Here is a 23,304-nt window from a genome sequence, read left to right as displayed (position 1 = left end):
GGTCCCGGACGGCGACCTCGCGGCGGTGCTTCACGAGGCGATCCGCTGCGCCATCCAGAAGCACGGCAAGCGCAAGGGCGCGGTCGCGCCGGAGCGGAAGACGAAGGGAGCGAAGCAGGCCGGGACGACGAATGCCGCCGCGACGAAGAAGACCGCGGCGAAGCCGCCGGCGGAGAGGACCACGATCCCGGCGATAGTGCGCCGCGCGGTGTGGACGCGCGATGGCGGGCGCTGCGCCTGGGTGGGCCCGGACGGCTGCCGCTGCAACAGACGCTGGAAGCTCGAGCTCGACCACATCCAGCCCGCCGCCCTCGGGGGACCGTCCACGGTCGAGAATCTTCGACTCGCCTGCCGAGCTCACAACCTGCTTCACGCAGAGAGCACCTTCGGGCGCGAGCACATGGATCGCTTCCGCCGCGACGCGGGCGATAGGCCATCGATACTCTCGCGCGCTGGCGCGGTGCCCCTGCGTCCCGGGATGCAGCTGGGCATGTGGGCGCTCGCGAACCTCGAGACTTCCGAGCCCACGACGTCGTGACGCTCAATGCTCTCCGCTCCTCCGGTCAGCGACCACTAGCACTCCGGCAGGTTCACCCCGATCCGCACCGGCGCGTCGACCGCGTGCACGGCGAGCCCGCCGAGCGCGGTCTCCTTGTACTTGGCCTGCATGTCGGCGCCGGTCTCGCGCATCGTGCGGATCACCTCGTCGAGCGAGACGAGGTGCCGGCCGTCGCCGCGCAGCGCCATGCGCGCGGCGTTGATGGCCTTCACCGCCGCCATGGCGTTGCGCTCGATGCAGGGGATCTGCACGAGCCCGCCCACCGGATCGCAGGTGAGCCCGAGGTTGTGCTCCATCGCGATCTCGGCGGCGTTCTCGATCTGCGCGGGCGAGCCGCCGAGCACCTCGGCGAGCCCGGCCGCCGCCATCGAGCACGCGCTCCCGACCTCGCCCTGGCAGCCCACCTCCGCGCCGCTGATCGACGCGTTCTCCTTGTAGAGCGCGCCGATCGCGCCGGCGGTGAGCAGGAAGCGCACCACCCCGCCGTCGTCCGCGCCGGGCACGAGCCGCCTGTAGTAGTGCAGCACCGCGGGGACGATCCCGGCGGCGCCGTTCGTGGGCGCCGTCACGACGCGCCCGCCCGCGGCGTTCTCCTCGTTGACCGCGAGCGCCCAGAGGTTCACCCGATCCATCGCCTCGAGCGGATCGGCCTCGGCGCCCGCGCGCGCGGAGAGGCGCCGGGAGAGCCCCGGCGCGCGGCGCGGCACCGCGAGCCCGCCGGGCAGGATGCCCTCCGTCCGGCAGCCCCGCTCCACGCACGCCTCCATCGTCCGCCAGATCCGGAGGAGCCCCTCGCGCACCTCGGCCTCGGGCCGGAGCGCGCCCTCGTTCTCGAGCATGACGCCCGCGGGCGTCGTGCCGCGCTCGGCGCAGCGGGCGAGCAGCTCCGCCGCCGACGCGAACGGCAGCGGCACGCCGGGCCGCCGCGCGCGCCCGGCGGCAGGCCGCTCCGCGTCCTCCGCGTCGACGACGAACCCTCCGCCCACCGAGTAGCTCGTCCGCGCGAGGAGCTCCTCCCCGCCCGCGCCGCGGGCGACGAAGCGCATGCCGTTCGGGTGGAACGGCAGCGGCTGCGGCAGGAAGCGGAGGTGCTCGGCCTCGCGGAAGGCGAGCTCGCGCCGCCCGAGGAGCGCGAGCCTTCCGCGGGCGCGGACCTCCTCGAGCCGCCGCGGGATGGCGTCCACCTCCACCCCCTCCGGCGTCTCGCCCATGAGCCCGAGCATGACCGCGCGATCGGTGCCGTGGCCCCGCCCCGTGGCACCCAGCGAGCCGTGCAGGTCGATCGCGACCGCCTCGACGCGTTCGAGGAGCCCGCGCCCGGCGAGCGCCTCCGCGAAGCGGCGCGCCGCCTTCATCGGCCCGACGGTGTGGGACGAGCTCGGCCCGATGCCGATCTTGAAGAGCTCGAAGACGCTCGTCGCCATGGTCCTCCCGCCGCGGCCGCCGCCGCGCGGGCGAGTCCTAACCCAGGATCACCTTCCGCACACCTTTCGCCTCGAGCCAGCGCCGCGCGCGCTCGCGCTGGTCGCCCTGCAGCACGATGGCGTCCTCCTCCACGGCGCCGCCGCAGCCGAGCGCGCGCTTGAGCTCGTCGGCCCAGGCGGAGAGCGCCGCGGGCGCGAGCGCGAGCTTCTCGACGACCGTGGCCTCCTTGCCGCCCCGCCCCTTGCGCTCGAGCCGGACCACTGCGCGCGCCGGCCCCTTCGGCGGCGGCGCGGCGCTCGCCTCCTCTGCGCGCTCCGCCTCCGCGGGCGGAGCCCACCCCTCCGGAAGCCGCTCCCTCAGCCGCGCGAGCGCCGCGTTGAACGGCGCCTGCGGCGCCGGCTTGCCTTCGTCCCGGTCTCGCTTCCCCATCGCGCTCCTCCGCGCCCGACCGCCGCGAGCGCCTCGTCGATCCACGTCCCCGAGAGCCGCGCAGCGAGCGCGAGCCCCTCCTCCCACGACGGCCCGTCCGGCACGACGCGAGCGGCGGCGTCGAGGAGCCGCGCCTCGAGCGCGAGATCCTCGCCGAGCCGCCGCGCCGCGGCCGCGTCGAGCCCGCACGCGGCGAGGAACGTCTCCCGGCGGCGCGCCGGCACGCCCGCCCGCGCCAGCCACGCCGCGAGCGCGGCCTCCGCCTCCTCCGCCGGCGCGGCGAGCCCGAGCGAGCGCGCGAGCCCGCTCGCGACGAGCCGGCGGAGCCCGTCGGCGGCGAGCGCGCCCGCGTCCGGGCGCCGCGCGAGCGCGCGCAGCACCTCGCCGGACGGCAGCTCCCCACCGCCGGGAAGGATGGCGCGGGCGTGCGCGAGCCGCGCGCGCCGCACGTGCGAGGGGACCGGCAGGCCCGGGCCGGGCGGCGCGGGGGCGCCCGCGCGCCGGGCGCGGACGAACGCCGCAGCCGCCTCGACGCAGGCGCGCGCGTCGTCGGCCTTGGGGTCCGGAGCGTCCGGCAGGAACGCCCGGAGCCGCTCGCGCGCGGGCTCCGGGAGCTTCGCCCCGGCGAGCACGAGCGGCCAGGTCCGCCCGGTGTAGTGGAGCTCCGCCGCCGCGACGACGACCGCGCGCGCCTCGCGCGGCGAGAGGAGCCGGGCGGCGCGGGCGGCGTCCGCGGCGGCGCGGACCGCGACGAGCGGGACGGTGAGCGGCCGGAACGCGTGCTCCGCGTCGCCGTGCAGGAGCGCCACCTCCGCGTCGTCGTCGAGGACGCCGTCCCGGTAGGCGCGGAAGATCGCCCCGACCCCCACGACGCCATGCCGCTCGAGCTCCGCGGCGCGCAGCGCGCCCATGCTCGCGCCGCCGAAGACCGCCACGCCCGCGTCGAGCGCGGCGAGGAGCTCGTGGTGCCAGACCGAGGGCGTCGTATCGAAGAGGCCGTCGACGAGGGCGATCGCGAGCGGCCGGGCGGGGAGGACCGCGAGGACGTCCCCGGCGCGGGCGGGCGGGAGGACCCGGCATGGCGCGAGGCGGCTCGCCTCGGCGGCGTGCAGCGACGGGCCGAGGAAGACGACGAGATCGTCCGGGCGCGCGCGGGTCGTCATCAGAGGAGCTCCGAGAGGAGGAGGCCGGGGACGGCGACCTTCACGACGTGCACGCCGGGCGGAGCGGAGAGCTCGACCGCGACGGCCCGGGCGATCCCGGCGCGCCGGAGCCGGGCGAGCACCGCGCGCACGCCCGCGGCGGCGGCGCCCGCGCCTCGCACGCCGGGCATCCGCCCCGCGTGGCGCCGCGCCCGGGTCCCGCCGAGGAGCGCGGCGAGCCCCTTCGCCGCGCGGCGGTCGCCGAGCGCCACGTCCTCGCGGGCGCCGTGGATCTCGGTGGCGCGCGACTGCGCGGCCTCGAGGAGCGCGGCGTGGAGCGCCTCGTCCGGCTCGAGCCGGCAGGCGTAGCCGGCCGCCAGCGGCACCGCCCCGTGCTCGACGTCCGCGACCAGCGCGGCGGCGCAAGGCAGGGTGGGCCCGTCGGCGGCCGCGGAGGCGTCGAGGAGGTGGACCTGGAACCCCCGCGCCTCGAGCCGCCCGGCGAGCGCCGCGGCCCGGGGCGCTGCCCGCGCCAGCGAGCTGCGATCGAGGAGCCGCGCCGCGACCGCCTCCTCCGTGAAGCCCTCCGGCAAGGCCCGGGCGAGCAGATCGCGCTCGACGGCCTCGAGGAGGGCGTGGAGGAGCGCGGCGGCGAGGTCCTCGTGCGCCCCCATGCCGTTCGAGGTCCAGGGGACCACCGCGGCGCCGAGGAGCGGCCCGCCGGCGGGCGGGCAGTGGACGGCGCAGGCCGGGACGAGCGCGGGCGCGCCGCCGAGCAGGTCCTGGCCGATGCGCCAGGCGAGGCGGAGCTCCGACGCCCCCGGCTCCGTCCGCTCCGGCGCGAGCGCCTCCGGTCGCACGACGGCGGCCTCGCCGTGATGTGCGGCGAGGTCGGTCGCGGCGCCCCACGCCTCCACCTCGGCGCGCTCCGCGGCCCACAGCTCCGCCGCCTCCAGGAGCGCGCCTTGGGCGGCGCGCTCGAACGTGTCGCCCTTGCCGTTCGTGACCTGGAGGACGTGCGCTCCGGGCCGCACCGCGCTCGCCACCTCCACGCCGGTGCGGTCGAGCCCGGTCAGGCGCGCGATGCGGGTCACGCCGAGCGCCACGGCGAGTGAGCCGTCCCTAAGGGGACGGAGGGCTTTGGGCATGCGCGGGTTTATATCTCGGGCAGGCCGCCCGCTGGCAGGCCGCCGCATCCCCAACGAGGAGACCTCCATGACGGAGAGCCCGGTCGACCTGGCGCTCGCCCATTACGAGAAGAACGCTGCCATCTACCTCGACGAGCTGAAGCGGCTCGTCCGCATCCCGAGCGTCTCGTTCGCGGGGTTCCCGGAGGTCGAGGTCGCGCGCAGCGCCGACGCGGTCGCCGAGCTCCTGAGGCGCCGCGGCTTCGAGAAGGTCGAGGTGCTGAAGGTGGAGGGGGCGCACCCCTACGTCTTCGGCGAGCGGATCGAGGATCCCGCCGCGCCCACGCTCCTCCTCTACGCGCACCACGACGTGCAGCCGCCCGGCGAGACGGAGCTCTGGAAGTCGCCGCCGTTCGAGCCCTCCGAGCGCGACGGCCGGCTGTTCGGCCGGGGCGCCGCGGACGACAAGGCCGGCATCCTCGTGCACGCGGCCGCGGTGGACGCCTGGGTGCGCGGGGCGCGGAAGATGCCGCTCAACGTCAAGATCGTGATCGAGGGCGAGGAGGAGATCGGCTCCGAGCACCTCGCCGCCTTCATCGGCCGCTACCGCTCGAAGCTCGACGCGGACGCGATGGTGCTCACCGACACGGGCAACGTGGACGTCGGGCTGCCCTCGGTGACGATCGCGCTCCGGGGCCTCGTCACCGCCGACGTGGAGGTGCGCGCGCTCGACCAGAGCCTGCACTCCGGCATGTGGGGGGGCCCGGTGCCCGACCCGGCCATGGCGCTCGCGAAGATGCTCGCGGGGCTCGTCGATCGCGACGGGCGCATCGCCATCCGCGGGATCTACGACAAGGTCCGGCCGATGACGCGCGAGCAGCGGCGCGCCATCGAGCAGCTCCCCGTCACGGTCGAGGAGTTCCGCAAGCAGGCCCGGCTGCGGCCCGGGGTGCAGCTCCTCGGCGGGAACCACCCCCTCGAGGTGAACTGGTGGGAGCCGGCGCTCGCCGTGAACGCGCTGCAGGCGTCGTCGCGCAAGGACGCGCGCAACATCATCAACGACGTGGCCTGGGCGCGCGTGGGGATCCGGCTCGTGCCGGACATGGACCCGGTGGAGACGCGCGACGCGCTCGTGCAGCACCTCCAGGCCGCCGCGCCGTGGGGCGTCGAGGTGCACGTGAAGGTCGAGACCGCGGGCGCGCCCTGGATCACCGACGTGCGTCACCCCGCCTTCGACGCGGCGTTCCGCGCGCTCGAGAAGGGATTCGGCCGGCAGGCGCTGGCGATCGGGTGCGGCGGCTCCATCGGCTTCGTCCAGCCGTTCGCCGACGCGCTCGGCGGCGTCCCGGCGCTCCTCATCGGCGTCGAGGATCCCGCCTCGAACGCTCACTCCGAGAACGAGAGCCTCCACCTCGGCGACTTCCAGAAGGCGATCCGGAGCGCGATCCACCTCTATGCCGAGCTCGCCTCGGCGCTCGCTCGAAAGGCGTAGACAGCGGCCGGCGCGCACCCGCTCGACCGGCAGGTGGGGGTAAGCACGCAGGGCGCCCGCGCGTGGGCGCCGGAGGTCGCGCGGCGCCCGGGGACCCGCCCGAGTATCATGCGCGGCGTCTCCGGGCCGTCGCGCGTCGCCCGGGGGCGCACTGGAGTCGCGGCGCCGCCGTGACGGATTCCAAGGAGAACGGATGGTTCCGCCGAGGAGAGGCAGCACCGCACCCGCGGAGGCCCGGGCGCTCGAGCGCGCCCGGGACGTCCCGAACGCGCGCACCGCCACGGACGTGGAGGCGCTGAAGCGAGCCTTCGCCGACCACCTGCAGTACTCGCAGGGCGCCGACGAGCACAGCGCCACCGCGCTCGACCGCTACTTCGCGGTCGCCTACTCCGTGCGCGATCGAATGATGCGCCGCTGGATCCAGACGCAGCAGGCGTACTACCGGGAGGACGCGAAGCGGGTCTACTACCTCTCGCTCGAGTTCCTGATGGGCAGGGCGCTCGAGAACAATCTCCTCAACCTCGGGCTCTACGACCCGATGCGCGGCGCCCTGAAGGACCTCGGGCTCGACCTCGCCGACCTCCTCTCGCAGGAGCCCGACGCCGGCCTCGGCAACGGCGGCCTCGGCAGGCTCGCGGCCTGCTTCCTCGACTCGCTCGCGACGCTCGGGTACCCGGCCACCGGCTACGGCATCCGCTACGAGTTCGGGATCTTCGACCAGGAGATCCGCAACGGCTACCAGGTGGAGCGGCCCGAGGAGTGGCTGCGCTTCGGGAACGCCTGGGAGATCCCGCGCCCGGAGAGCGTCGTCCCGGTCGCGTTCTACGGGCGGACCGAGCACGGCGCGGACGAGCGCGGCCGGCTGCGGGTGCGGTGGGTGGACGCGCGCCACGTGCTCGGCATGCCGTACGACGTGCCGGTGGCGGGGTACCGCAACGACACCGTGAACACGCTGCGGCTCTGGCGGGCGCGCGCGTCGCAGGAGCTCGACCTCGCGGACTTCAATGCGGGCGACTACCTCGCCGCCGTCGAGGACAAGGGGTTCTCCGAGAACATCTCGAAGGTCCTCTACCCGAACGATCTCACGGTGATGGGCAAGGAGCTCAGGCTCCAGCAGCAGTACTTCTTCGTGTGCTGCTCCATCCACGACATCGTGCTCCGCTACCTCCGGACGCACGAGGATTTCTCGCGCTTCCCGGACAAGGTCGCGATCCAGCTCAACGACACCCACCCGGCCGTCGCCATCGCCGAGCTCATGCGCGTCCTCGTGGACGAGCGCGCGCTCGAGTGGGACGCGGCGTGGGAGATCTGCCGCGCGACCTTCGGCTACACGAACCACACCCTCATGCCGGAGGCGCTCGAGCGCTGGTCCGTCGACCTGTTCGGGCGCGTGCTGCCGCGCCACCTCGAGATCGTCTACGAGATCAACCGGCGCTTCCTCGAGGGCGTCCGCGCCGCGAGCCGCGCCGACGAGGGCGCGCTCGCGCGGATGAGCATCATCGAGGAGCAGCCGGTGAAGCAGGTCCGGATGGCGAACCTCGCCGTCGTGGGCTCGCGGTCGGTGAACGGCGTGGCCGCGCTGCACACCGAGCTCCTGAAGCGCGAGCTCTTCAAGGACTTCCACGCGCTCTGGCCGGAGCGGTTCAACAACAAGACGAACGGCGTCACCCCGCGCCGCTGGCTCCTCCAGTCGAACCCCGACCTCTCGGCGGCGATCACCGACGCGATCGGCCCGGGCTGGATCACCGACGCCGAGAAGCTCCGCGCGCTCGAGCCCCTCGCCGACGACGCCGGCTTCCGCCGGCTGTTCCGGCGCATCAAGCGCGACAACAAGGCGCGCCTCGCCGAGATCGTCCGCGCGGAGAACGGGCTCACGCTCGACCTCGACTCGATCTTCGACGTCCAGGTGAAGCGCATCCACGAGTACAAGCGGCAGCTCCTCAACGTGCTCCGCGTCGCCGCGGAGTACCTGCGCATCAAGGAGGACCGCTCGTACCAGCCGTACCCCCGCGCCTACCTGTTCGGCGGGAAGGCCGCGCCCGGCTACGCCCTCGCGAAGTGGGTCATCAAGCTCGTGGGCTCGGTCGCGGACGTGGTGAACCACGACGTGGACGTGCAGGGGCGGATCACCGTCGGGTTCCTCAAGAACTACCGGGTGTCGCTCGCCGAGCGGATCTTCCCGGCCGCGGACGTCTCCGAGCAGATCTCCACCGCGGGCAAGGAAGCGTCCGGCACGGGGAACATGAAGTTCGCCCTGAACGGCGCGCTCACCATCGGCACGCTCGACGGGGCGAACGTGGAGATCCGCGACGAGGTCGGCGCGGAGAACTTCTTCCTCTTCGGGCTCACCGTCGAGCAGGTGCAGGCGCTCCGGGGGCGCGGCTACGATCCGTGGGAGGTCTACCGCGGCGACCGGCGGCTGAAGGGGGTCCTCGACGCGCTCGCGTCGGGCGTCTTCTCCCCCGGCGAGCCGGCCCTGTTCCGTCCCGTGGTGGACTCGCTCCTCAACGGCGGCGATCCCTACCTCGTGCTCGCCGACTTCGCCGCGTACTGCGCGTGCCAGGAGGAGGTCGAGCGGGCGTACCGCGACCCGGAGGGCTGGACGCGGATGGCGATCCTGAACGTCGCGCGCACCGGCAAGTTCTCCTCCGACAGGACGATCCGGGACTACGCCGAGCAGATCTGGAAGATCGCGCCGGTCCGCCGCGGCTAGAGCGGCCGATCAGGATTCGCCGCGGGCTCGCCGGCGAGGCGCGCGCGCCCCGCGCCGGCGTCCGCCCGGCGCGGGCGTGGCGCGCGCCCGCCGCTTCCAGCCGTAGCGGGCGAGCTCGACGCGGCCGCGCTCGTCGAAGCGGATCCCCTCCGCCTCGAGCAGGTCCCGCTGCACCGCCGCGCCGATCGGGTCGAGGATCGAGATGGCCGCGTGGCCGCGCGGCCGCGCGCCGAGGACGCGCTGCCAGGGCACGTCGTGGCGCGCGCCGCGGAGCGCGGCGAGCGCGTACCCCACCTGCCGGGCGCCGTGCGGCTTGCCCGCCGCGAGCGCGACCTCGCCGTAGGTCGCGACGCGCCCTCGCGGGATGCGGCGCACGACCCGGTAGATGCGCGACCAGCCAGAGGGGAGCGTCACGCGGTGAAGGTTAGACGAGGGACCTCTCCGCGGGAAGCGCGGGCCGGCGCGCGAGCACGGCGGCCGGACCGCGGATCGCCACATTGCCTTTCAGTGAGAGGGTCGCGTACCCTGCGTCGCGCATGGGTCGCCTCCTCCTCGCGGTCGCACTCCTCGCCGGCGCCGCCGCCTGCGCAGATGCGGGGCCGTGCCCCATGCCGCTCGAGGTCTGCGGCGGCACCTGCATGGACATCCGCTCGGACCCGCGGAACTGCGGCGCCTGCGGTCACGCGTGCGGAGCGGGCCTGACCTGCAGTGACGGGCAGTGTGCTGCGGAGGGCGGGGGCGCGTGCGCCGCGCGCGGCGGGGGCGCCTTCGTGACGCTCGAGAAGTGCGGCGAGACCGTGAAGCTCTGGATCACGAACGAGGTGTTCGTCACGAGCGCCGAGGCGCTCCTGCGCGGGGAGCCGGTCTCGGGGATCCCGGTGCTCGACCTCCAGGCCGGCTCCGACTGCGACGCCCAGTGGACGTGGCACGCCGACGCGGCCACTGCCTCGTTCGCGGGAGCGACGGTGGGTGGGTGCGACGTGTGCCCGAGCGACATCGAGCGGGCGCTCTCGTACTACGTCCTCGAGGTGCGCTCCTGGTGCCCCTCGTCGCCGAAGGTGATCGCGGTCGACCACAGGTGAACGCCCCGTTCCGGGCGGCCCGCCCTGCGAACTTCCTTTGCGTGGCGGCGGGGGCGCGCTAGCTTCCGGGCATGAAGACGCCTCGCCTCGTCGCCGCCACGGCCGCGCTCGCCCTCACGGCGGGCTGCGGCTTCCAGTCCATCCCCCAAGCCGAGAACGCCGTCACGGCCGCGTGGGCCGAGGTGGAGAACCAGTACCAGCGGCGCGCCGACCTGATCCCGAACCTCGTCGAGACCGTGAAGGGGTACGCGACGCACGAGCGCGAGACGCTCGAGGCGGTCATGAACGCGCGCGCGCAGGCCACCCAGGTGAAGCTCAGCGCCGAAGAGCTCACGCCCGAGAACATGAAGCGGTTCGAGCAGGCCCAGGGGGCGCTGCAGAGCGCGCTCGGGCGGCTCCTCGCGGTCGCCGAGAACTACCCGAACCTGAAGGCGAACGAGAACTTCCGCGACCTGCAGGCGCAGCTCGAGGGGACCGAGAACCGGATCGGGATCGCCCGGCGCCGCTACATCGAGCAGGTGCAGCAGTTCAACAACCTCGTCACCGTCCCGCCGACGAGCTGGACGAACGCGCTCATGTACAAGAAGCAGCCGAAGGCGCAGTTCACCGCGACGACGCAGGGCGCCGAGAAGGCGCCCGCCGTGAAGTTCTAGCGGGGCCACGTGCGCGCCCTCGCCGTCGCCGCGCTCGTCGCGGTCGCCTCCGTCTCCGCCCCGGCGCGCGCCGAGGCGCCCATCCCGCCGCTCTCGGGGCCGGTGGTGGACCAGGCCGGCCTCCTCGGGCGCGACGACGTGCGCCGCCTCGAGGGGCTCGCGCGCGCCGCGCGCGGCGTGGAGGGCGGGACGGGGGTGCAGCTCCAGTACCTCGTCGTCCGGTCCCTCGACGGGGAAGCCATCGAGGACTACTCGATGCGCGTCGCGGAGGCCTGGAAGGTCGGGACCCGCGGGAAGGACAACGGCGTGCTCGTCACGGTCGCCGTCGAGGACCGCGCCGTGCGCATCGAGGTCGGCGGCGGGCTCGAGGGTGGGCTCACCGACGTGCAGTCGTCCCGGATCATCCGCGGCACGATCGTGCCCGCGTTCCGCGAGAAGCGCTTCGGAGAGGGGCTGTACGACGCCGGGGTCCAGATCCTCGGCGCGCTCGGCGCGCTGCCCTCGGGCGTCGAGCCGGTGCGCCGCGCGGCGCCGAGGGCGCGCTTCTCCTCGCTCGCGTTCATCCTCCTGTTCATCGTCGTGTTCCTCGTCCGGAGCCTCTCCGGCTTCGGGCCGCGGCGGCGCCGCCACCTCTGGTGGGGAGGCGGCCCGTGGATGGGCGGCGGCTGGGGCGGAGGCGGCTTCGGCGGCGGCGGTGGCGGCGGCTGGTCGGGCGGCGGCGGCGGGTTCTCGGGCGGCGGCGCCTCGGGGCGCTGGTAGGAGGGACCGGTGACCATCGAGCGGCACTTCGGAGAGGACGTCCGCACGCGCATCGCCGAGGCGGTCCGGCGCGCGGAGGCGCTCTCGCGCGGCCAGCTCGTCCCCGTGGTCGTCGAGAAGAGCGATGCGTACCCGGAGGCCCGCTACCGGGGCGCGCTGCTCCTCGCCGCCCTCGCGACGGCGGCGGTGGTCGGCCTCCACCTCCCGCTCACGCTCGCGGAGCTCCCGCTCGTCCAGCTCGCGGCGGGCATCGCCGGCGCCCTGCTCGCGAGCTGGGATCCCGTCGAGCGCCTCCTCGTCGGCGCGCGCTCCATGGACGAGGCGGTGCGTGCCCGCGCGACGCGCGCGTTCCACGAGCACGGGCTGCACCGGACCGCGGAGGGCACGGGCGTGCTCGTGTTCGCCTCGCTGTTCGAGCGCGAGGCGGTCGTGCTCGGGGATCGCGGCATCCACGAGAAGATGGGCGCCGACTGGGACCGGGCCGTCGCGGCGCTCGTCGAGGGGATGCGGGCAGGGGATCCGGGCAAGGGCTTCGTGGACGCGATCGCGCTCAGCGGCGCTCGCCTCGCCGAGCACTTCCCGGCCGTGCCCGGGCAGCACGCGCCGCGGAACGAGCTCGAGGATCAGATCCGCGCGTCGAGGACCTAGCGCTCCCCGCTCGGGCGAGCGACGCCGAGCGGCCCCGGTGCCCTCGTGAAGACCGATCAGTCCTCCTCCTGGCGGCCGAACAGGAGCTGGACGAACGCCTTGTCCTCAGGCGACGTGAACACGTAGACGTGGTCGCCGGGCTCGAGCACGGTCCGCCCGCGCGCGGCGACGAGCTCGCGACCCCGGGCGACGAGCATCACGGCCGAGCCCTCCGGGATCGTGAGCTCCGAGATGCGCGAGCCCGCCACGGCGCTGGCCCGCTCGACGTAGAACGAGATCACCTCGCCGGCGAGCCGCTGCGTCGAGTGGATCTCCAGCATGGCGCGCGGCGTCGGCGTGGCCTGGACCTCGAGGCCGAGCCGGCGGGCGACCCAGCCGATCGAGGTGCCCTGCACCACCGCGCTCACCACGACCACGAAGAACACGAGGTCGAAGACGTGCCGCGCGACGGGGAGGCCGGCGAGCACCGGGAACGTCGCGAGCATGATGGGGACGGCGCCGCGCAGGCCGACCCAGGAGATGAACGCGATCTCGCGCAGCGGCAGCCGGAACGGCAGGAGGAGCAGGATCACCACGAGCGGCCGCGCGACGAAGGCGAGGAACAGGCCGAGGAAGAGCCCCGGGCCGGCGACGCTGGCGAGGCGCGACGGGAACGCGAGCAGGCCGAGGAGGAGGAACATCGCCACCTGGCTGAACCAGGCGATCGCGTCGTGCACGCGCCGGAGGCCGGTCGCGTACGGCAGCGGGCCGTTCCCGAGCACCACCGCCGCCGCGTACACCGCGACGAAGCCGCTCCCGTGGACCAGCGTCGGCGCGCCGAACGCGAAGCACGCGAGCGCGATGGTGAGCACCGGGTAGAGCCCGGTCGCCGAGAGCCGCGCCCGCGCGAGCAGCCAGCGGCCGGCGTACCCGACGGCGACCCCGCCGGCGAGCCCGATGGCGAGCTGCAGGACGACGTCGAGCGCGATCCCCGCGCCGGGCCGCTCGCCGGCGACGAGCGCGCCCGTCACCGCGAGCGTCAGGATCACCGCCATGGGATCGTTCACGCCCGACTCGACCTCGAGCAGGTGCGCGAGCCGCTGGCGGATGCTGACCCCGGCCCCGCGGAGGACCGAGAACACCGCCGCCGCGTCCGTGGAGGAGACGATCGCCCCCACGAGGAGAGCCTCGGTCGGGCCGAGCCCGAGCGCGCGGGCGCCGAGCGCCATCACCGCGGCGGTCCCGGCGACGCCCACCGTGGCGAGCGCCGTGGCGGGGGCGAGGACGCGGCGCAGGCTCGCGAGATCGGTGTTGAGGCCGCCGTCGAAGAGGATGAGGGTGAGCGCGACCGTGCCGATCCGGAACGTGAGCGCGTAGTCCTCGAACGCGATCTGCCCGAGCCCCTCCGAGCCGGCGAGCATGCCGACGAGGAGGAACAGGAGCGCGACGGGGAGGCCGAGCCTGCCCGAGGCGCGCGAGGCGAGCACGCTCGCCGCCAGGAGGATCCCGACGGCGGCGAGCAGGAGGGCGGTGGGGAGCGGCTCCGTCGGCACTCCGTCCAGGGTAAGGGAGAACCGCCCCGCGGTCGCGCGCGCGCTCGGGTGCCCCGCCCCCCTGGTGTTCCCGGGCGCCGCGGGCTAGATGACGGGCCATGTCCCTGGACCTCTCGATCGAGGCGCTGCGCCAGCTCTACGCGTCCGTGGAACGCCTCGCCGAGGAGCACCTCTCGACGCTGGACGAGCGGTCCATCACGCCTCGCGCCTCGGGCGCCGAGCTCGAGGCGCGCCTCGCACGGCCGATCCCGGAGGAAGGGGTCGGTCTGGCCGTGGTGGACGGCCTCCGCGAGATCGCCGCCGGCTCGCGCGCGCAGAACGGCAGGTTCCTCGGCTACGTGCTCGGCTCCGGCGAGCCGGCGGGGGCCGCCGCGGACCTGCTGGCGAGCGTGCTGAACCAGAACGTCACCGCCTGGCGCTCGGCTCCCGCCGGGGTGACGATCGAGCGGAGCCTCATCGCGTGGCTCGCCGGCGCGCTCGGCTGCGCGGGGTTCGCGGGGAGCCTCACGGGCGGCGGCTCCTCCGCGAACATGATGGGGCTCGCGATGGCCCGCGAGGCCCGCGCCCCTGCGAACGAGCGGGGCGCCGCGGGCGGGGTCGTGTACGCCTCGCGCGAGGTGCACATGTCGGTCGGCAAGGCCGTCGCGCTGCTCGGGCTCGGGCGCGAGAACCTCCGGCTCGTCCCGGTGGACGCGGCGTTCCGGATGCGCCCCGACGCGCTCGAGCGCGAGATCGCCCGCGACGTCGAGGCGGGACGCGTCCCCGTCGCGGTGGTCGCCACGGCGGGGACGGTCGCCACCGGCGCGATCGACCCGCTCGCCGAGATCGCCGGCGTCGCGAGGCGGCACGGGGCGTGGCTGCACGTGGACGGGGCGTACGGCGCGCTCGCGGCGCTCGCGCGGCCGGAGAAGCTCGAAGGGCTGGCGCTCGCCGACTCCCTCTCGCTCGACGCGCACAAGTGGCTGTACCAGTCGGTGGACTGCGGGTGCCTGCTCTACCGGGATCGGGCGGGGGCGCGCCGGGCGTTCTCGCACTCGGGCGCGTACGTGCAGACCTCGACGGAGGATCCCGTCGAGGGGTTCGCGTTCTTCGACGAGTCGATGGAGCTCTCGCGGCGCTTCCGCGCGCTCCGCCTGTGGACGTCGTTGCAGTTCCACGGCGCCGCGGCGTTCCGCGCGGCGATTGCGCGCGATCTCGCGCACGCGCAGCGCCTCGCGGAGCTCGTCCGGCGGGAGCCGCGGCTGGAGCTGCTCGCCCCGGTCGAGCTCTCGGCGGTCTGCTTCCGCGTGCGCGGGGACGACGCCGACCGGCGGAACGCCGCGGTGCTCGCCGCGGTGAACCGCCGCGGGCGCGTGTACCTGTCGAACGCCGTCCTCGACGCGGCGTTCGCGCTCCGCGCCTGCTTCGTGAACCACCGGACGTCGGAGGCGGACGTGGACGCCGTCGTCGAGGAGGTGCTCGCGGCAGCGGACGGGAGCTAGTCCCCGCTACGCGCCGCCCGGCCGCCGCAGCGCGCAGGCGCGGCACAGCGGGTGATCCTCGTACGCGGCGACGAGCGCGCGGAACCGCTCGCCGGCCCAGATCGCGCCGAGCGGCGCCTCCGCCACGGAGCCGAGCGCGCCGAGGCCGCCCCGTGCGGCGGCGGGGTGCGGGCAGGGGGCGAACGTTCCGTCCGGGTGGACCCAGGCCTCGCGTCCGATGAACGGGCAGGGCCCCCGCGGCGCGGGCGCAGCCGGATCGGGGGCGAGCTCGACCGCGTTCTGGAGGAGGACGCGCGCGCCGCTCGGCAGGCGCGTCGCCTCGGCGGCGTCGCGGGCAGCGCGCACGGCGGCGTTCCACCGCCCGATCGCCTCGGGCGAGCGGCGGAGGGAGCCGGCCTCGAGGCCGGGCAGCCGCGGCTGGAGGTGGTTCAGCTTCACCCGGTCCACCCCAAGCGAGGCGGCGAGCCGGACGATCCCGGCGAGCTCGCCGACGTTCGCCTCCTGGGCGGTGACCTGGAAGGAGACCCGGCAGCGGCGGCCGCCCTCCCGCGCGGACGCGTCTCGCGCGGCGACCAGCATCCGGACGTTCTCCACCGCCGCCTCGAAGCGCAGCCCGCCCATCACCGCCGCGGCCGTGGCCGCGGTGGCGCCGTTCCAGGAGAGCTTCACGTCCGAGGCGACGGGCACGAGCCGCGCCGCCCAGGCCGCCGCGCCGCGCCCGGGAAAGGTGCCGTTCGTCGTGAGGTTCAGCGCGAGGCCGTTCGCCGCGCAGAGCTCCAGGAGCGCGTCGAGCCCCTCCCACAGGAGCGGCTCCCCCAGCGTCGAGGGGATGACCTCCGCGAGCGGCGAGCCGCGGCGCTCCTCGAGGACGCGTCGCGCCAGCTCCGGGTCCATGCGCCGGGGCGCACGCGCCCGGCCCGCCGCCCGCGCCGCCCCGCACTCGCACATCGCGCAGGCGAGATTGCAGTCGTCGGGGTTGGTGACGAAGGTGAGCCGCCACGGCCCGTCGGGGCCACCGGGGGGGCGGGCGCACCGAGCGCGCGAGGCGTGCGTTGACAAGGCGTCCGTTGTAACGGAAAAGGGACCCCACATGAAGAGTGCGCGAGAGAGCCCGAAGCGTGGCAAGCGGCCGGCCAGCCCTGCGCCCGAGGCGCGCCCGGTGCCCGAGCCCGACGAGTCGGCGGAGCACGCCGTGCAGCGGGACCTCACGCCGGTGGTGGGCGCGAACCTGCGCAGGCTCCGGAACCAGCGCGGGCTGTCGCTCGAGCGGCTGTCGCACCTCTCGGGCGTCTCTCGCGCGATGCTCGGCCAGATCGAGCTCGGCCAGAGCGCGCCGACCATCAACGTCCTCTGGAAGATCTCGTCGGCGCTCAGCGTACCGTTCTCGGCCCTCATCACGGCCCGCGGCAGCGCCGGCCCGCACGTGCTCCGCGGGGAGCAGGCGAAGCTCCTGCGCAGCCACGACGGCTCGTTCAGCTCGCGGGCGCTCTTCCCGTTCGACGAGCCCCGGCGCGTCGAGTTCTACGAGCTGCGCCTCTCCCCCGGCGGCGTCGAGCGCGCGGATGCGCACAACCCCGGCACGACCGAGAACCTCGTCGTGGCGCGAGGCGAGGTGGAGATCGAGGTCGGCGGACGCAAGGAGAGCCTCGTCGCCGGGGACGCGATCGTCTTCGAGGCCGACGTGCCCCACGTCTACCGGAGCCGGTCCGACGGCGAGTCGGTCATGTACCTCGTGATGACCTACGCGGACACCGTCGGGTAATCGCGTCGCCTACCCTGTCCGCCCCTCGCGGAGGTGACGCCGCATTCGTGGGACGGCGCCGCCACGGACTCGGCGTAAGATCGTCCTCGCCGTTCGACGGGAGGGGACTTGTCGAGGACGGGGGACATCCTGATCGCGCGTGGGCTCGCCACGCGCGATCGACTCATCGAGGCGCAGCGCGAGGGGCGCGCGCGGCGCGAGCCGATCTGCTCTCGGCTGCTCGCCACCGGGGTTCCCGAGGGTGCGCTCGCCTCCGTCCTCTCCGAGAAGCACGGGGTCCCCGGCGTCGACCTGTCGCGCACGGCGATCGCGCTGCCCGTGCTCGACGTCGTGCCGCGCAGCGTCGCGGAGGGCGACCTCATCCTGCCCCTCTCGCTCGAGGGCGGGCGCCTGCACCTCGCCATGGCGCAACCGGCGGACGAGCGGGTCCTCTCCGAGGTCCGGTTCGTCACCGGTCGCGAGGTGTCACCGTACGTGGCCGTCCGCGCCGCGCTCACGCGCGCCATCCAGGAGGGGTACGACTGCCGGGAGAAGGGCGAGCCGCTGTGGTGCGGCGCGGACGCCGGGCCGGGCGGTCCGTTCCTGGCGGCGGTCGTGCCGGGCGGAGATCTGGTCGAGGCGGAGCTCGTGGACGATCTCCCGCCCGGCAGCGCCGACCCGCTCGCGGCTGACGTCTCCGTCGAGGTGGAGCTCGACGTGGCGCCTCCGCGGCCGGCGCGCGCCGACGCGCGGCGGCTCGTGCTGGTCGTGGACGACGAGCCGGAGATCCGGCAGCTGGTGGAGCGGACCCTGACCGCCAAGGGCTACGCCGTCGAGACCGCCGCGGACGGCGCGGAGGCGCTCGACAAGGCCGAGCGGCTCCTGCCGGATCTCGTCCTGCTCGACGCGATGCTGCCGCGGGTGCACGGCTTCGAGGCGTGCCGGAGGCTCAAGGCGGGCACGCACACGCGGAACATCCCCGTGGTGATGATGACCGCGGTGTACCGCGGCTGGCGCTTCGCGGAGGACGCCCGGGAGGCGTACGGGGCGGAGGACTACGTCGAGAAGCCGTTCCGGATCGACGACCTGCTCCGGCGCGTCGAGGCGGCCCTCGACGCCGGCGCGGCGCGCGCGCCCGCGGTCGCGGCCCCCGCGTCGCCGCAGCTCGCGCGCGGGCGCGAGCTCCTCAGCGCAGGCCACGCCGCGGAGGCGATCGCCGTCCTCCACGAGGCCGTGCGCGAGGCCCCCTTCTCCGCCGAGGCGCATCACCTCCTCGGCCGCGCCTTCCGCGCGCGCGGCGAGCACTTCCGCGCGATGACGGAGCTCGAGCGAGCGGTCGAGCTGCGCCCAGGGCACCTCGCCGCGCTGCGCACCCTCGCCGCCCTCTACGAGGAGACCGGCTTCCGCCGGAAGGCCGCCGAGGCGCTCGAGCGCGCGCTCCCGGCCGCCCCCGACGACGCCGCGCGCGGCGCGATCCGGCGGGACCTCCTGCGGCTGCTGTAGCTCGAAGGGGCGCCCGGCGCGCCCGCTTCGCTCGCGGGGCCTCGCGCAGAGCCGACGCGGCCCACCGCCGAGCACCGCGCCTGCGCGAGACCCGCGATCGTGCTCGCGCGCCGTGCACCACGCCGCCTGCGGCTCGGGCGGCGCGCCGCGCCGGCAGAGCTCGGCGCGCCGGGATCTGCCGCCTCTCCGGGCAGCCCCGGGGAGCAGCTGCACGCGCGATGGGCTCGAGGAGGACCGCGGTGGGCCCCGGAGCGGTCGGCATGTCGGCTGCAGAACCTCTCGGCGAACTCACTCTCGCAAGGGGAACGAAATGGATCCGAATCTCGCGGACGTCGCGAAGACGCTCGCAGACACGCAGGCCGCGGTGAACATCATGTGGACGATGATCGCCGGCTTCCTGGTGATGTTCATGCAGGCCGGCTTCGCGCTCGTCGAGACGGGCCTCACGCGCGCGAAGAACGTCGCGCACACGATGGGCATGAACTTCTTCGTCTACGCCATCGGGATCATCGGGTTCTACTTCGTCGGCTTCGGCCTGCAGATGGGCTCGGTCGGCCCGATGGCGACGTTCGGCGGCGACGCGTCCCTCTCGGCGGCGCCGCTGTCGGTGAGCCTGTTCGGCCACGTCTGGAACCTCGCCGGCACGAGCGGCTTCATGCTGCCGCTGCGGATGTTCACGCCCGCGGTGGCGACCATGTTCTTCTTCCAGATGGTGTTCATGGACACCACCTGCACCATCCCGACCGGCGCGCTCGCCGAGCGCTGGAAGTTCAGCTCGTTCGTGATCTTCAGCTTCGTCATCTCGACCGTCATCTACCCGCTCTACGCGAACTGGGTCTGGGGCGGCGGGTGGCTGTCGCAGCTCGGCACGAACCTTGGCCTCGGCCACGGCCACGTGGACTTCGCCGGTTCCTCGGTGGTGCACATGACCGGCGGCGTCATGGCCCTCACGCTCGCGAAGATCATCGGGCCGCGCGCCGGCAAGTACGGGCCGGACGGACGGGTGAACCCCATCCCGGCCCACAACATCCCGCAGGTCATGGTCGGCACGTTCATCCTGGCGTTCGGCTGGTTCGGCTTCAACGCCGGCTCCACCCTCGCCGGCACCGACACGCGCCTCGCGATCGTGGCGACGAACACGATGCTCGCCTCCGCCACGGGCGCCTTCGGCGCCTACCTCTACGTGAAGACCCGCTTCGGCAAGCCGGACCCGACCTGGCTCGCGAACGGCATGCTCGCCGGCCTCGTCGCGATCACGGCGCCGTGCGCCTTCGTCTCCTCCTGGGCGGCGATGCTCATCGGCCTCGTCTCCGGGGTGCTCGTGGTCGTGGCGGCGATGTTCGTCGAGACGAAGCTCCGGGTGGACGACCCGGTCGGCGCCATCGCGGTTCACGGCGTGAACGGCGCGTGGGGGATCCTCTCGGTCGGGCTCTTCGCGAACGGGACGTACGGACAGGGCCTGAACGGCGTTTCGTACGGCGTGACCGGCCTCCTGTACGGCGACGCGGGCCAGCTCGTCGCCTCGCTCGTCGGCATCGCTGCCAACATCCTGTGGGTCGTTCCCGTCGCGGCGCTCGCCTTCGTCGTCATCGGCAAGCTCGTCGGGAACCGCACGTCCGCGGAGGACGAGGCGCTCGGCCTCGACATCCCGGAGATGGGCCTGCTCGGGTATGCGGCCGGCGCCGGGGTGGAGCACGGCGCGGCGCCGAGGCCCGCGCCCGAGGCGGCGCCGATCGCGGCGCCGTCGCTGGCGCGGGAGCACAGCTAGCGGGGGCTGCCCCGGCGGTCGTACCGGGGGGACGCAGCAGGCGCGTCCCCCCGGACCCCCGGCTCGCTCCGGCGCAGCATCCGGCTGCGCCTGCGCTCGCGACACGCCGTGAGCGACGCAATCCTCGGCATGGAGGTTCGTCCGGACCCGGTTCGCTCGCGGGTCCGATCCATCCGGCGGGTGGCCCCGCCTCGGTCGTCGCCTGGTGCGCCACTCCCGCAGCGCCCTCCTGCGCCGCAGATTCGCCTCGGGAGGCGAGCATGCGTGCGACGGTGGACGATGGACGGGAGGTCGCGCGGGCGGCGTTCTGGTTCGCCGCGCGCTGGCTCGGCCTCGTGACGCTGGCGCTCGGGGCGGCCGCCGCGATCGCGATCGCGTCCTGAGGCGCGGCTACACCGCGCGTACGACGGCGAGGATCCTCCGCCGCAGGTCCTCGTCCGGCAGAGGCCCCTCGCCGGCGCGCACGTTGTCGGCGGCGTGGCGCGGATCCGCGGTGGCCGGGATCACGCACGTGACGGCCGGGTGTCCGAGGATCCACTTGAGGAGGAGCTGCGGCCAGGTGGAGCACCCGAGCTCCGCGGCGAAGGCAGGCAGGGGCTCCGCTCGCAGGCGGGCGGCGAGGTCTCCCGACTCGAGCGGCCGCATGACGAGCACGGCGACGCCTCCGTCGCGCGCCGCCCCGAGCAGCCGCGCCTCGGCGTCGCGCACGGCGACCGAGTAGGGGACCTGCACGAAGTCGACGGCGCCGTCCTCGGCGAGCGCGGCGAGCCGGTCGAGCCCGGAGGACGCGTGGTGCGTCGCGCCGACGTAGCGGATCCGGCCGGACGCCTTCCACTCGCGGAGCGTCGCGAGCTGCACGTCGAGGTCGAGCAGGTTGTGCACCTGCACGAGGTCGAGCCGCCCCGGCGCCGCCATGCGCCGCTCCGACTCCTCGAGCTGCGCGAGGCCCGCCTCGCGGCCGGTCGTCCACACCTTGGTGGCGAGGAACGGGCGGGGCTCTGGCTGCGCGCGGACCAGCTCGCCGACCACGGCCTCGGCGCGGCCGTACATCGGCGAGGAGTCGATGAGGCGCCCGCCGCCCTCCCGCAGCACACGCAGCACCTCCGCGAGCGGCGCCCGCTCGGACGGCGCCTCTCCGACGTCGAACGTGCGCCAGGTCCCGAGGCCGATGCACGGCAGCGGCTCGCCGGTGCGGGGAATCGCGCGCGTTCGCATGCGACACCGTTACGGCGTCCGGGGCCTCCGCGGAAGCCCGGCGCGCGCGCGGGCAGGCGGGCCGGCCCGGCGAGGGCTGCGCAGCGTTGGGGACCCAGGACGAAGGAGGCAAGTGATGCGACGAGAAGAGAAGGAGCGGCAGAAGAAGGAGCGAGAGGCTGCCGGTCGCAAGGCGGGCGAGGAGCAGGGCGCGCGTCGCCAGGCCAGCACCGACCGCCGCGAGGAGGAGGGCTACTCGCAGCCCGAGTCGTCTGCGCAGAAGGGCCACCTGCCGCCGGAGCGGTGATCGCGCGCTCACGCCTCGCCGGGGCCCCGGGCCCTCCGGGTCCCCGGCGGGCGGGCATGGGCGGGCCCGGGCCGCACCGTTAAGGAAGGGTGGGAGGTGCGCGATGGCCGAGGCGAGCGGTGGTACGGGTGGGATCCTGCCTCACGGTGAGTCGCTGCGGCGGGCGCTGCGCTGGCTCGACGAGCGGGTCCGCCAGGATCCGACGCTCGACCGGGCGAAGCTCGTGGGAGAGGCCTCCGCTCGACACGATCTCGGGCCGCAGGAGGAGGAGTTCCTGCTCACGCGCTGGGCGCGCGGCGGGTGACGGCCGCCCCCTCGCACGCGCCGGGCTCGGCCTCGATTCGCGGGGGTCGCCCCGCCCCCAGGGCACGCCCTACCTTGGTCGACAGGGTCCGTCGGCGCTCCGGGCCCGCGGAGGCGTGGAATGAGGATCGTCGTCTTCGGGCTGACCGTCAGCTCCACCTGGGGTAACGGCCACGCGACGCTGTGGCGCGGTCTGGCCGCCGCGCTCGGCCGGAAGGGGCACAGGCTCGAGTTCTTCGAGAAGGATCAGCCCTGGTACGCGACCCACCGCGATCTCGACGTGCTCCCGGGCGGTGCGCTCCACCTGTACGGGCGGCTCGCGGAGGAGCGGGTGCGCATCGAGGCGGCGCTCGCCGGCGCGGACGTCGCGATGGTGACGTCCTACTGCCCGGACGCGGCGCTCGTGACGGAGCGAGTGCTCGACTCTTCCGCGCGCGTGAAGGCGTTCTACGATCTCGACACCGGCGTCACGCTCGCGCGCCTCGCGGCGGGGGAGCCCGTCGAGTGGGTCGGTCCAGGCGGCCTCGCGGGCTTCGATCTCGTGCTGTCGTTCACGGGGGGCAAGGCGCTCCGCCTGCTCACCGACCGGCTGGGGGCGCGGAACGCCGCGCCGCTCTACGGCAGCGTGGACCCGGCGGTGTACCGCCCCGCGCCCGCCGCCGCCGCGTTCCGGGGCGATCTCTCCTACCTCGGCACCTTCGCCCCGAGCCGCCAGCGGTCGCTCGAGGCGCTGTTCCTCGAGCCCGCAGCGCGCATGCCGAACCGCACCTTCGTGCTCGCCGGCTCGATGTACGACGCCTCGTTCCCGTGGCGCGAGAACATCCGCTACGTGCGCCACCTCGAGCCGTCGCTTCATCCCGCCTTCTTCTGCTCCTCGCCGCTGACGGTGAACGTGACGCGCGCCGAGATGGCGGCGATGGGCTACTGCCCGTCCCCGCGCCTGTTCGAGGCGTCGGCCTGCGGGGTCCCGGTCCTCTCCGACGGGTTCGAGGGCCTCGACGCGTTCTTCACGCCCGGCGAGGAGATCCTCGTCGCGCGCAACGCGGACGAGGCGATGCACGCCGTCGCGCTGCCGCGCGTCGCGCTCGAGCGGATGGGGCAGCGGGCCCGGGAGCGCGCGCTCGCGGAGCACACCGCGGACGCGCGGGCCGAGGAGCTGGTCACCCTGTGCGAGCGGGCGGCGAGCGGCGTCGCCGACGAAGAGGAGGAGGCTCTCGCTCCTGTCCGCAGCGGATCCGGCGCGAGCGCCGAGCCGCTCGGAGGGCTCGCTTGACACCGCGCGATGCGGTGGAGCACGCCGACTTCTGCGCGCGAATGGTGCGTCGCTACGCCTGAGCCCGGCCCGGCCGCGCGGGTGCGGCCGGGCTCCAGGGCGCTCAGCGGCTCGAGCGGCGCGAGGTCCGCCCGCCCGCCTTGCGCCCGGACGCGCCGCGGCCCCGGCCGCCA

The 23,304-nt window shown here is 74.9% G+C and carries 23 protein-coding genes; 15 read left to right on the top strand and 8 right to left on the bottom strand.

The genetic code is table 11. The annotated features are described in order from the left end of the window. Nucleotides 1-538, top strand: a 538-nt coding sequence (locus MLV88_RS22455; protein WP_242362053.1) for an HNH endonuclease, incomplete at its 5' end; no start/stop codon positions are given. A 35-nt stretch (nt 539-573) separates the two neighbouring features. Here the strand turns inward: MLV88_RS22455 and MLV88_RS22450 are convergent. Genes MLV88_RS22450 through MLV88_RS22435 form a run of 4 tightly spaced genes read right to left on the bottom strand, consistent with a single transcriptional unit; the run spans nt 574 to nt 4,703 of the window. Next, on the bottom strand, nt 574-1,983 hold the full coding sequence (locus MLV88_RS22450) for an L-serine ammonia-lyase (protein ID WP_242341572.1): 1,410 nt from the start codon (nt 1,981-1,983) through the stop codon (nt 574-576). A gap of 37 nt (nt 1,984-2,020) precedes the next feature. Next, nucleotides 2,021-2,413, bottom strand: coding sequence for a translation initiation factor (locus MLV88_RS22445; RefSeq protein ID WP_242341571.1), 393 nt, complete (start codon nt 2,411-2,413; stop codon nt 2,021-2,023). Continuing rightward, entirely contained in the window at nt 2,341-3,576 is a 1,236-nt protein-coding gene (locus MLV88_RS22440) for a TfuA-like protein (protein WP_243338729.1), read from the bottom strand. The genes MLV88_RS22445 and MLV88_RS22440 overlap by 73 nt, the downstream gene beginning before the upstream one ends. Then, the gene (locus MLV88_RS22435; protein WP_243338728.1) at nt 3,576-4,703 is read right to left on the bottom strand and encodes a YcaO-like family protein; all 1,128 of its coding nucleotides are present in this window, start codon (nt 4,701-4,703) and stop codon (nt 3,576-3,578) included. The genes MLV88_RS22440 and MLV88_RS22435 overlap by 1 nt, the downstream gene beginning before the upstream one ends. Nucleotides 4,704-4,770: 67 nt before the next feature. Between MLV88_RS22435 and MLV88_RS22430 the strand changes: the two genes are divergently transcribed. Beyond that, complete coding sequence (locus MLV88_RS22430; RefSeq protein WP_242340442.1) at nt 4,771-6,174, top strand: M20/M25/M40 family metallo-hydrolase; 1,404 nt, start codon at nt 4,771-4,773, stop codon at nt 6,172-6,174. 193 nt (nt 6,175-6,367) lie between these two features. Next, nucleotides 6,368-8,887 carry a glycogen/starch/alpha-glucan phosphorylase gene (locus MLV88_RS22425; RefSeq protein WP_242340443.1) on the top strand — a complete coding sequence of 840 codons (2,520 nt, stop codon included), beginning with the start codon at nt 6,368-6,370 and terminating at the stop codon, nt 8,885-8,887. Nucleotides 8,888-8,896: 9 nt separating this feature from the next. Here the strand turns inward: MLV88_RS22425 and MLV88_RS22420 are convergent, their stop codons facing one another. After that, nucleotides 8,897-9,301 (bottom strand): MGMT family protein, encoded by a 405-nt coding sequence (locus tag MLV88_RS22420; RefSeq protein WP_242340444.1) that lies wholly within the window; start codon nt 9,299-9,301, stop codon nt 8,897-8,899. A gap of 122 nt (nt 9,302-9,423) precedes the next feature. Between MLV88_RS22420 and MLV88_RS22415 the strand changes: the two genes are divergently transcribed. The 4 genes from MLV88_RS22415 (at nt 9,424) to MLV88_RS22400 (ending at nt 12,029) form a co-directional block, all read left to right on the top strand. Beyond that, a complete protein-coding gene (locus tag MLV88_RS22415; RefSeq protein ID WP_242340445.1) occupies nt 9,424-9,969 on the top strand; it encodes a BP74-related protein in 546 nt (181 codons plus the stop codon). A gap of 71 nt (nt 9,970-10,040) precedes the next feature. Next, nucleotides 10,041-10,622 (top strand): LemA family protein, encoded by a 582-nt coding sequence (locus tag MLV88_RS22410; protein WP_242340446.1) that lies wholly within the window; start codon nt 10,041-10,043, stop codon nt 10,620-10,622. A 9-nt stretch (nt 10,623-10,631) separates the two neighbouring features. Continuing rightward, nucleotides 10,632-11,381 (top strand): TPM domain-containing protein, encoded by a 750-nt coding sequence (locus MLV88_RS22405; RefSeq protein ID WP_242340447.1) that lies wholly within the window; start codon nt 10,632-10,634, stop codon nt 11,379-11,381. Between the two features lie 9 nt (nt 11,382-11,390). Continuing rightward, complete coding sequence (locus MLV88_RS22400) at nt 11,391-12,029, top strand: TPM domain-containing protein (protein WP_242340448.1); 639 nt, start codon at nt 11,391-11,393, stop codon at nt 12,027-12,029. Between the two features lie 56 nt (nt 12,030-12,085). On the opposite strand, the gene MLV88_RS22395 is transcribed toward MLV88_RS22400, so the two are convergent. Then, nucleotides 12,086-13,561: a potassium/proton antiporter gene (locus MLV88_RS22395; protein WP_242340449.1), complete on the bottom strand. Its 1,476-nt coding sequence runs from the start codon at nt 13,559-13,561 to the stop codon at nt 12,086-12,088. 98 nt (nt 13,562-13,659) lie between these two features. Here MLV88_RS22395 and MLV88_RS22390 point away from each other — a divergent pair, with 98 nt between their 5' ends. Further along, a complete protein-coding gene (locus MLV88_RS22390; RefSeq protein WP_243338727.1) occupies nt 13,660-15,042 on the top strand; it encodes a pyridoxal phosphate-dependent decarboxylase family protein in 1,383 nt (460 codons plus the stop codon). A 6-nt stretch (nt 15,043-15,048) separates the two neighbouring features. Here MLV88_RS22390 and MLV88_RS22385 read toward each other — a convergent pair whose 3' ends face one another. Beyond that, nucleotides 15,049-16,134: a radical SAM protein gene (locus tag MLV88_RS22385; RefSeq protein WP_242356355.1), complete on the bottom strand. Its 1,086-nt coding sequence runs from the start codon at nt 16,132-16,134 to the stop codon at nt 15,049-15,051. Between MLV88_RS22385 and MLV88_RS22380 the strand changes: the two genes are divergently transcribed. The 4 genes from MLV88_RS22380 (at nt 16,133) to MLV88_RS24380 (ending at nt 20,437) form a co-directional block, all read left to right on the top strand. Further along, nucleotides 16,133-16,804 (top strand): helix-turn-helix domain-containing protein, encoded by a 672-nt coding sequence (locus tag MLV88_RS22380; protein WP_242340452.1) that lies wholly within the window; start codon nt 16,133-16,135, stop codon nt 16,802-16,804. The two genes, MLV88_RS22385 and MLV88_RS22380, sit on opposite strands and share 2 nt — an antisense overlap. A 108-nt stretch (nt 16,805-16,912) precedes the next feature. Further along, nucleotides 16,913-18,286 (top strand): response regulator, encoded by a 1,374-nt coding sequence (locus tag MLV88_RS22375; protein WP_242340453.1) that lies wholly within the window; start codon nt 16,913-16,915, stop codon nt 18,284-18,286. A gap of 310 nt (nt 18,287-18,596) precedes the next feature. Then, a complete protein-coding gene (locus MLV88_RS22370) occupies nt 18,597-20,054 on the top strand; it encodes an ammonium transporter (protein ID WP_242340454.1) in 1,458 nt (485 codons plus the stop codon). A gap of 260 nt (nt 20,055-20,314) precedes the next feature. Further along, nucleotides 20,315-20,437, top strand: coding sequence for a hypothetical protein (locus MLV88_RS24380; RefSeq protein ID WP_255821535.1), 123 nt, complete (start codon nt 20,315-20,317; stop codon nt 20,435-20,437). A gap of 7 nt (nt 20,438-20,444) precedes the next feature. Here the strand turns inward: MLV88_RS24380 and MLV88_RS22365 are convergent, their stop codons facing one another. Continuing rightward, complete coding sequence (locus MLV88_RS22365) at nt 20,445-21,269, bottom strand: aldo/keto reductase (RefSeq protein ID WP_242356357.1); 825 nt, start codon at nt 21,267-21,269, stop codon at nt 20,445-20,447. A 115-nt stretch (nt 21,270-21,384) separates the two neighbouring features. Here MLV88_RS22365 and MLV88_RS22360 point away from each other — a divergent pair, with 115 nt between their 5' ends. The 3 genes from MLV88_RS22360 (at nt 21,385) to MLV88_RS22350 (ending at nt 23,131) form a co-directional block, all read left to right on the top strand. Next, nucleotides 21,385-21,555 (top strand): hypothetical protein, encoded by a 171-nt coding sequence (locus MLV88_RS22360; RefSeq protein ID WP_242340458.1) that lies wholly within the window; start codon nt 21,385-21,387, stop codon nt 21,553-21,555. Nucleotides 21,556-21,658: 103 nt separating this feature from the next. Then, nucleotides 21,659-21,859 (top strand): hypothetical protein, encoded by a 201-nt coding sequence (locus tag MLV88_RS22355; RefSeq protein WP_242340455.1) that lies wholly within the window; start codon nt 21,659-21,661, stop codon nt 21,857-21,859. Nucleotides 21,860-21,979: 120 nt separating this feature from the next. Then, nucleotides 21,980-23,131: a CgeB family protein gene (locus tag MLV88_RS22350; RefSeq protein ID WP_242340456.1), complete on the top strand. Its 1,152-nt coding sequence runs from the start codon at nt 21,980-21,982 to the stop codon at nt 23,129-23,131. The last annotated feature ends 173 nt before the right edge of the window (nt 23,132-23,304 follow it).

It is taken from the genome of Anaeromyxobacter soli, assembly GCF_022808855.1.
GTDB classification, from domain to species: Bacteria; Myxococcota; Myxococcia; order Myxococcales; family Anaeromyxobacteraceae; genus Anaeromyxobacter; species Anaeromyxobacter soli.
Note: the sequence above shows the minus strand (reverse complement) of the source record. Positions and strands in the feature narration are given on the sequence as shown.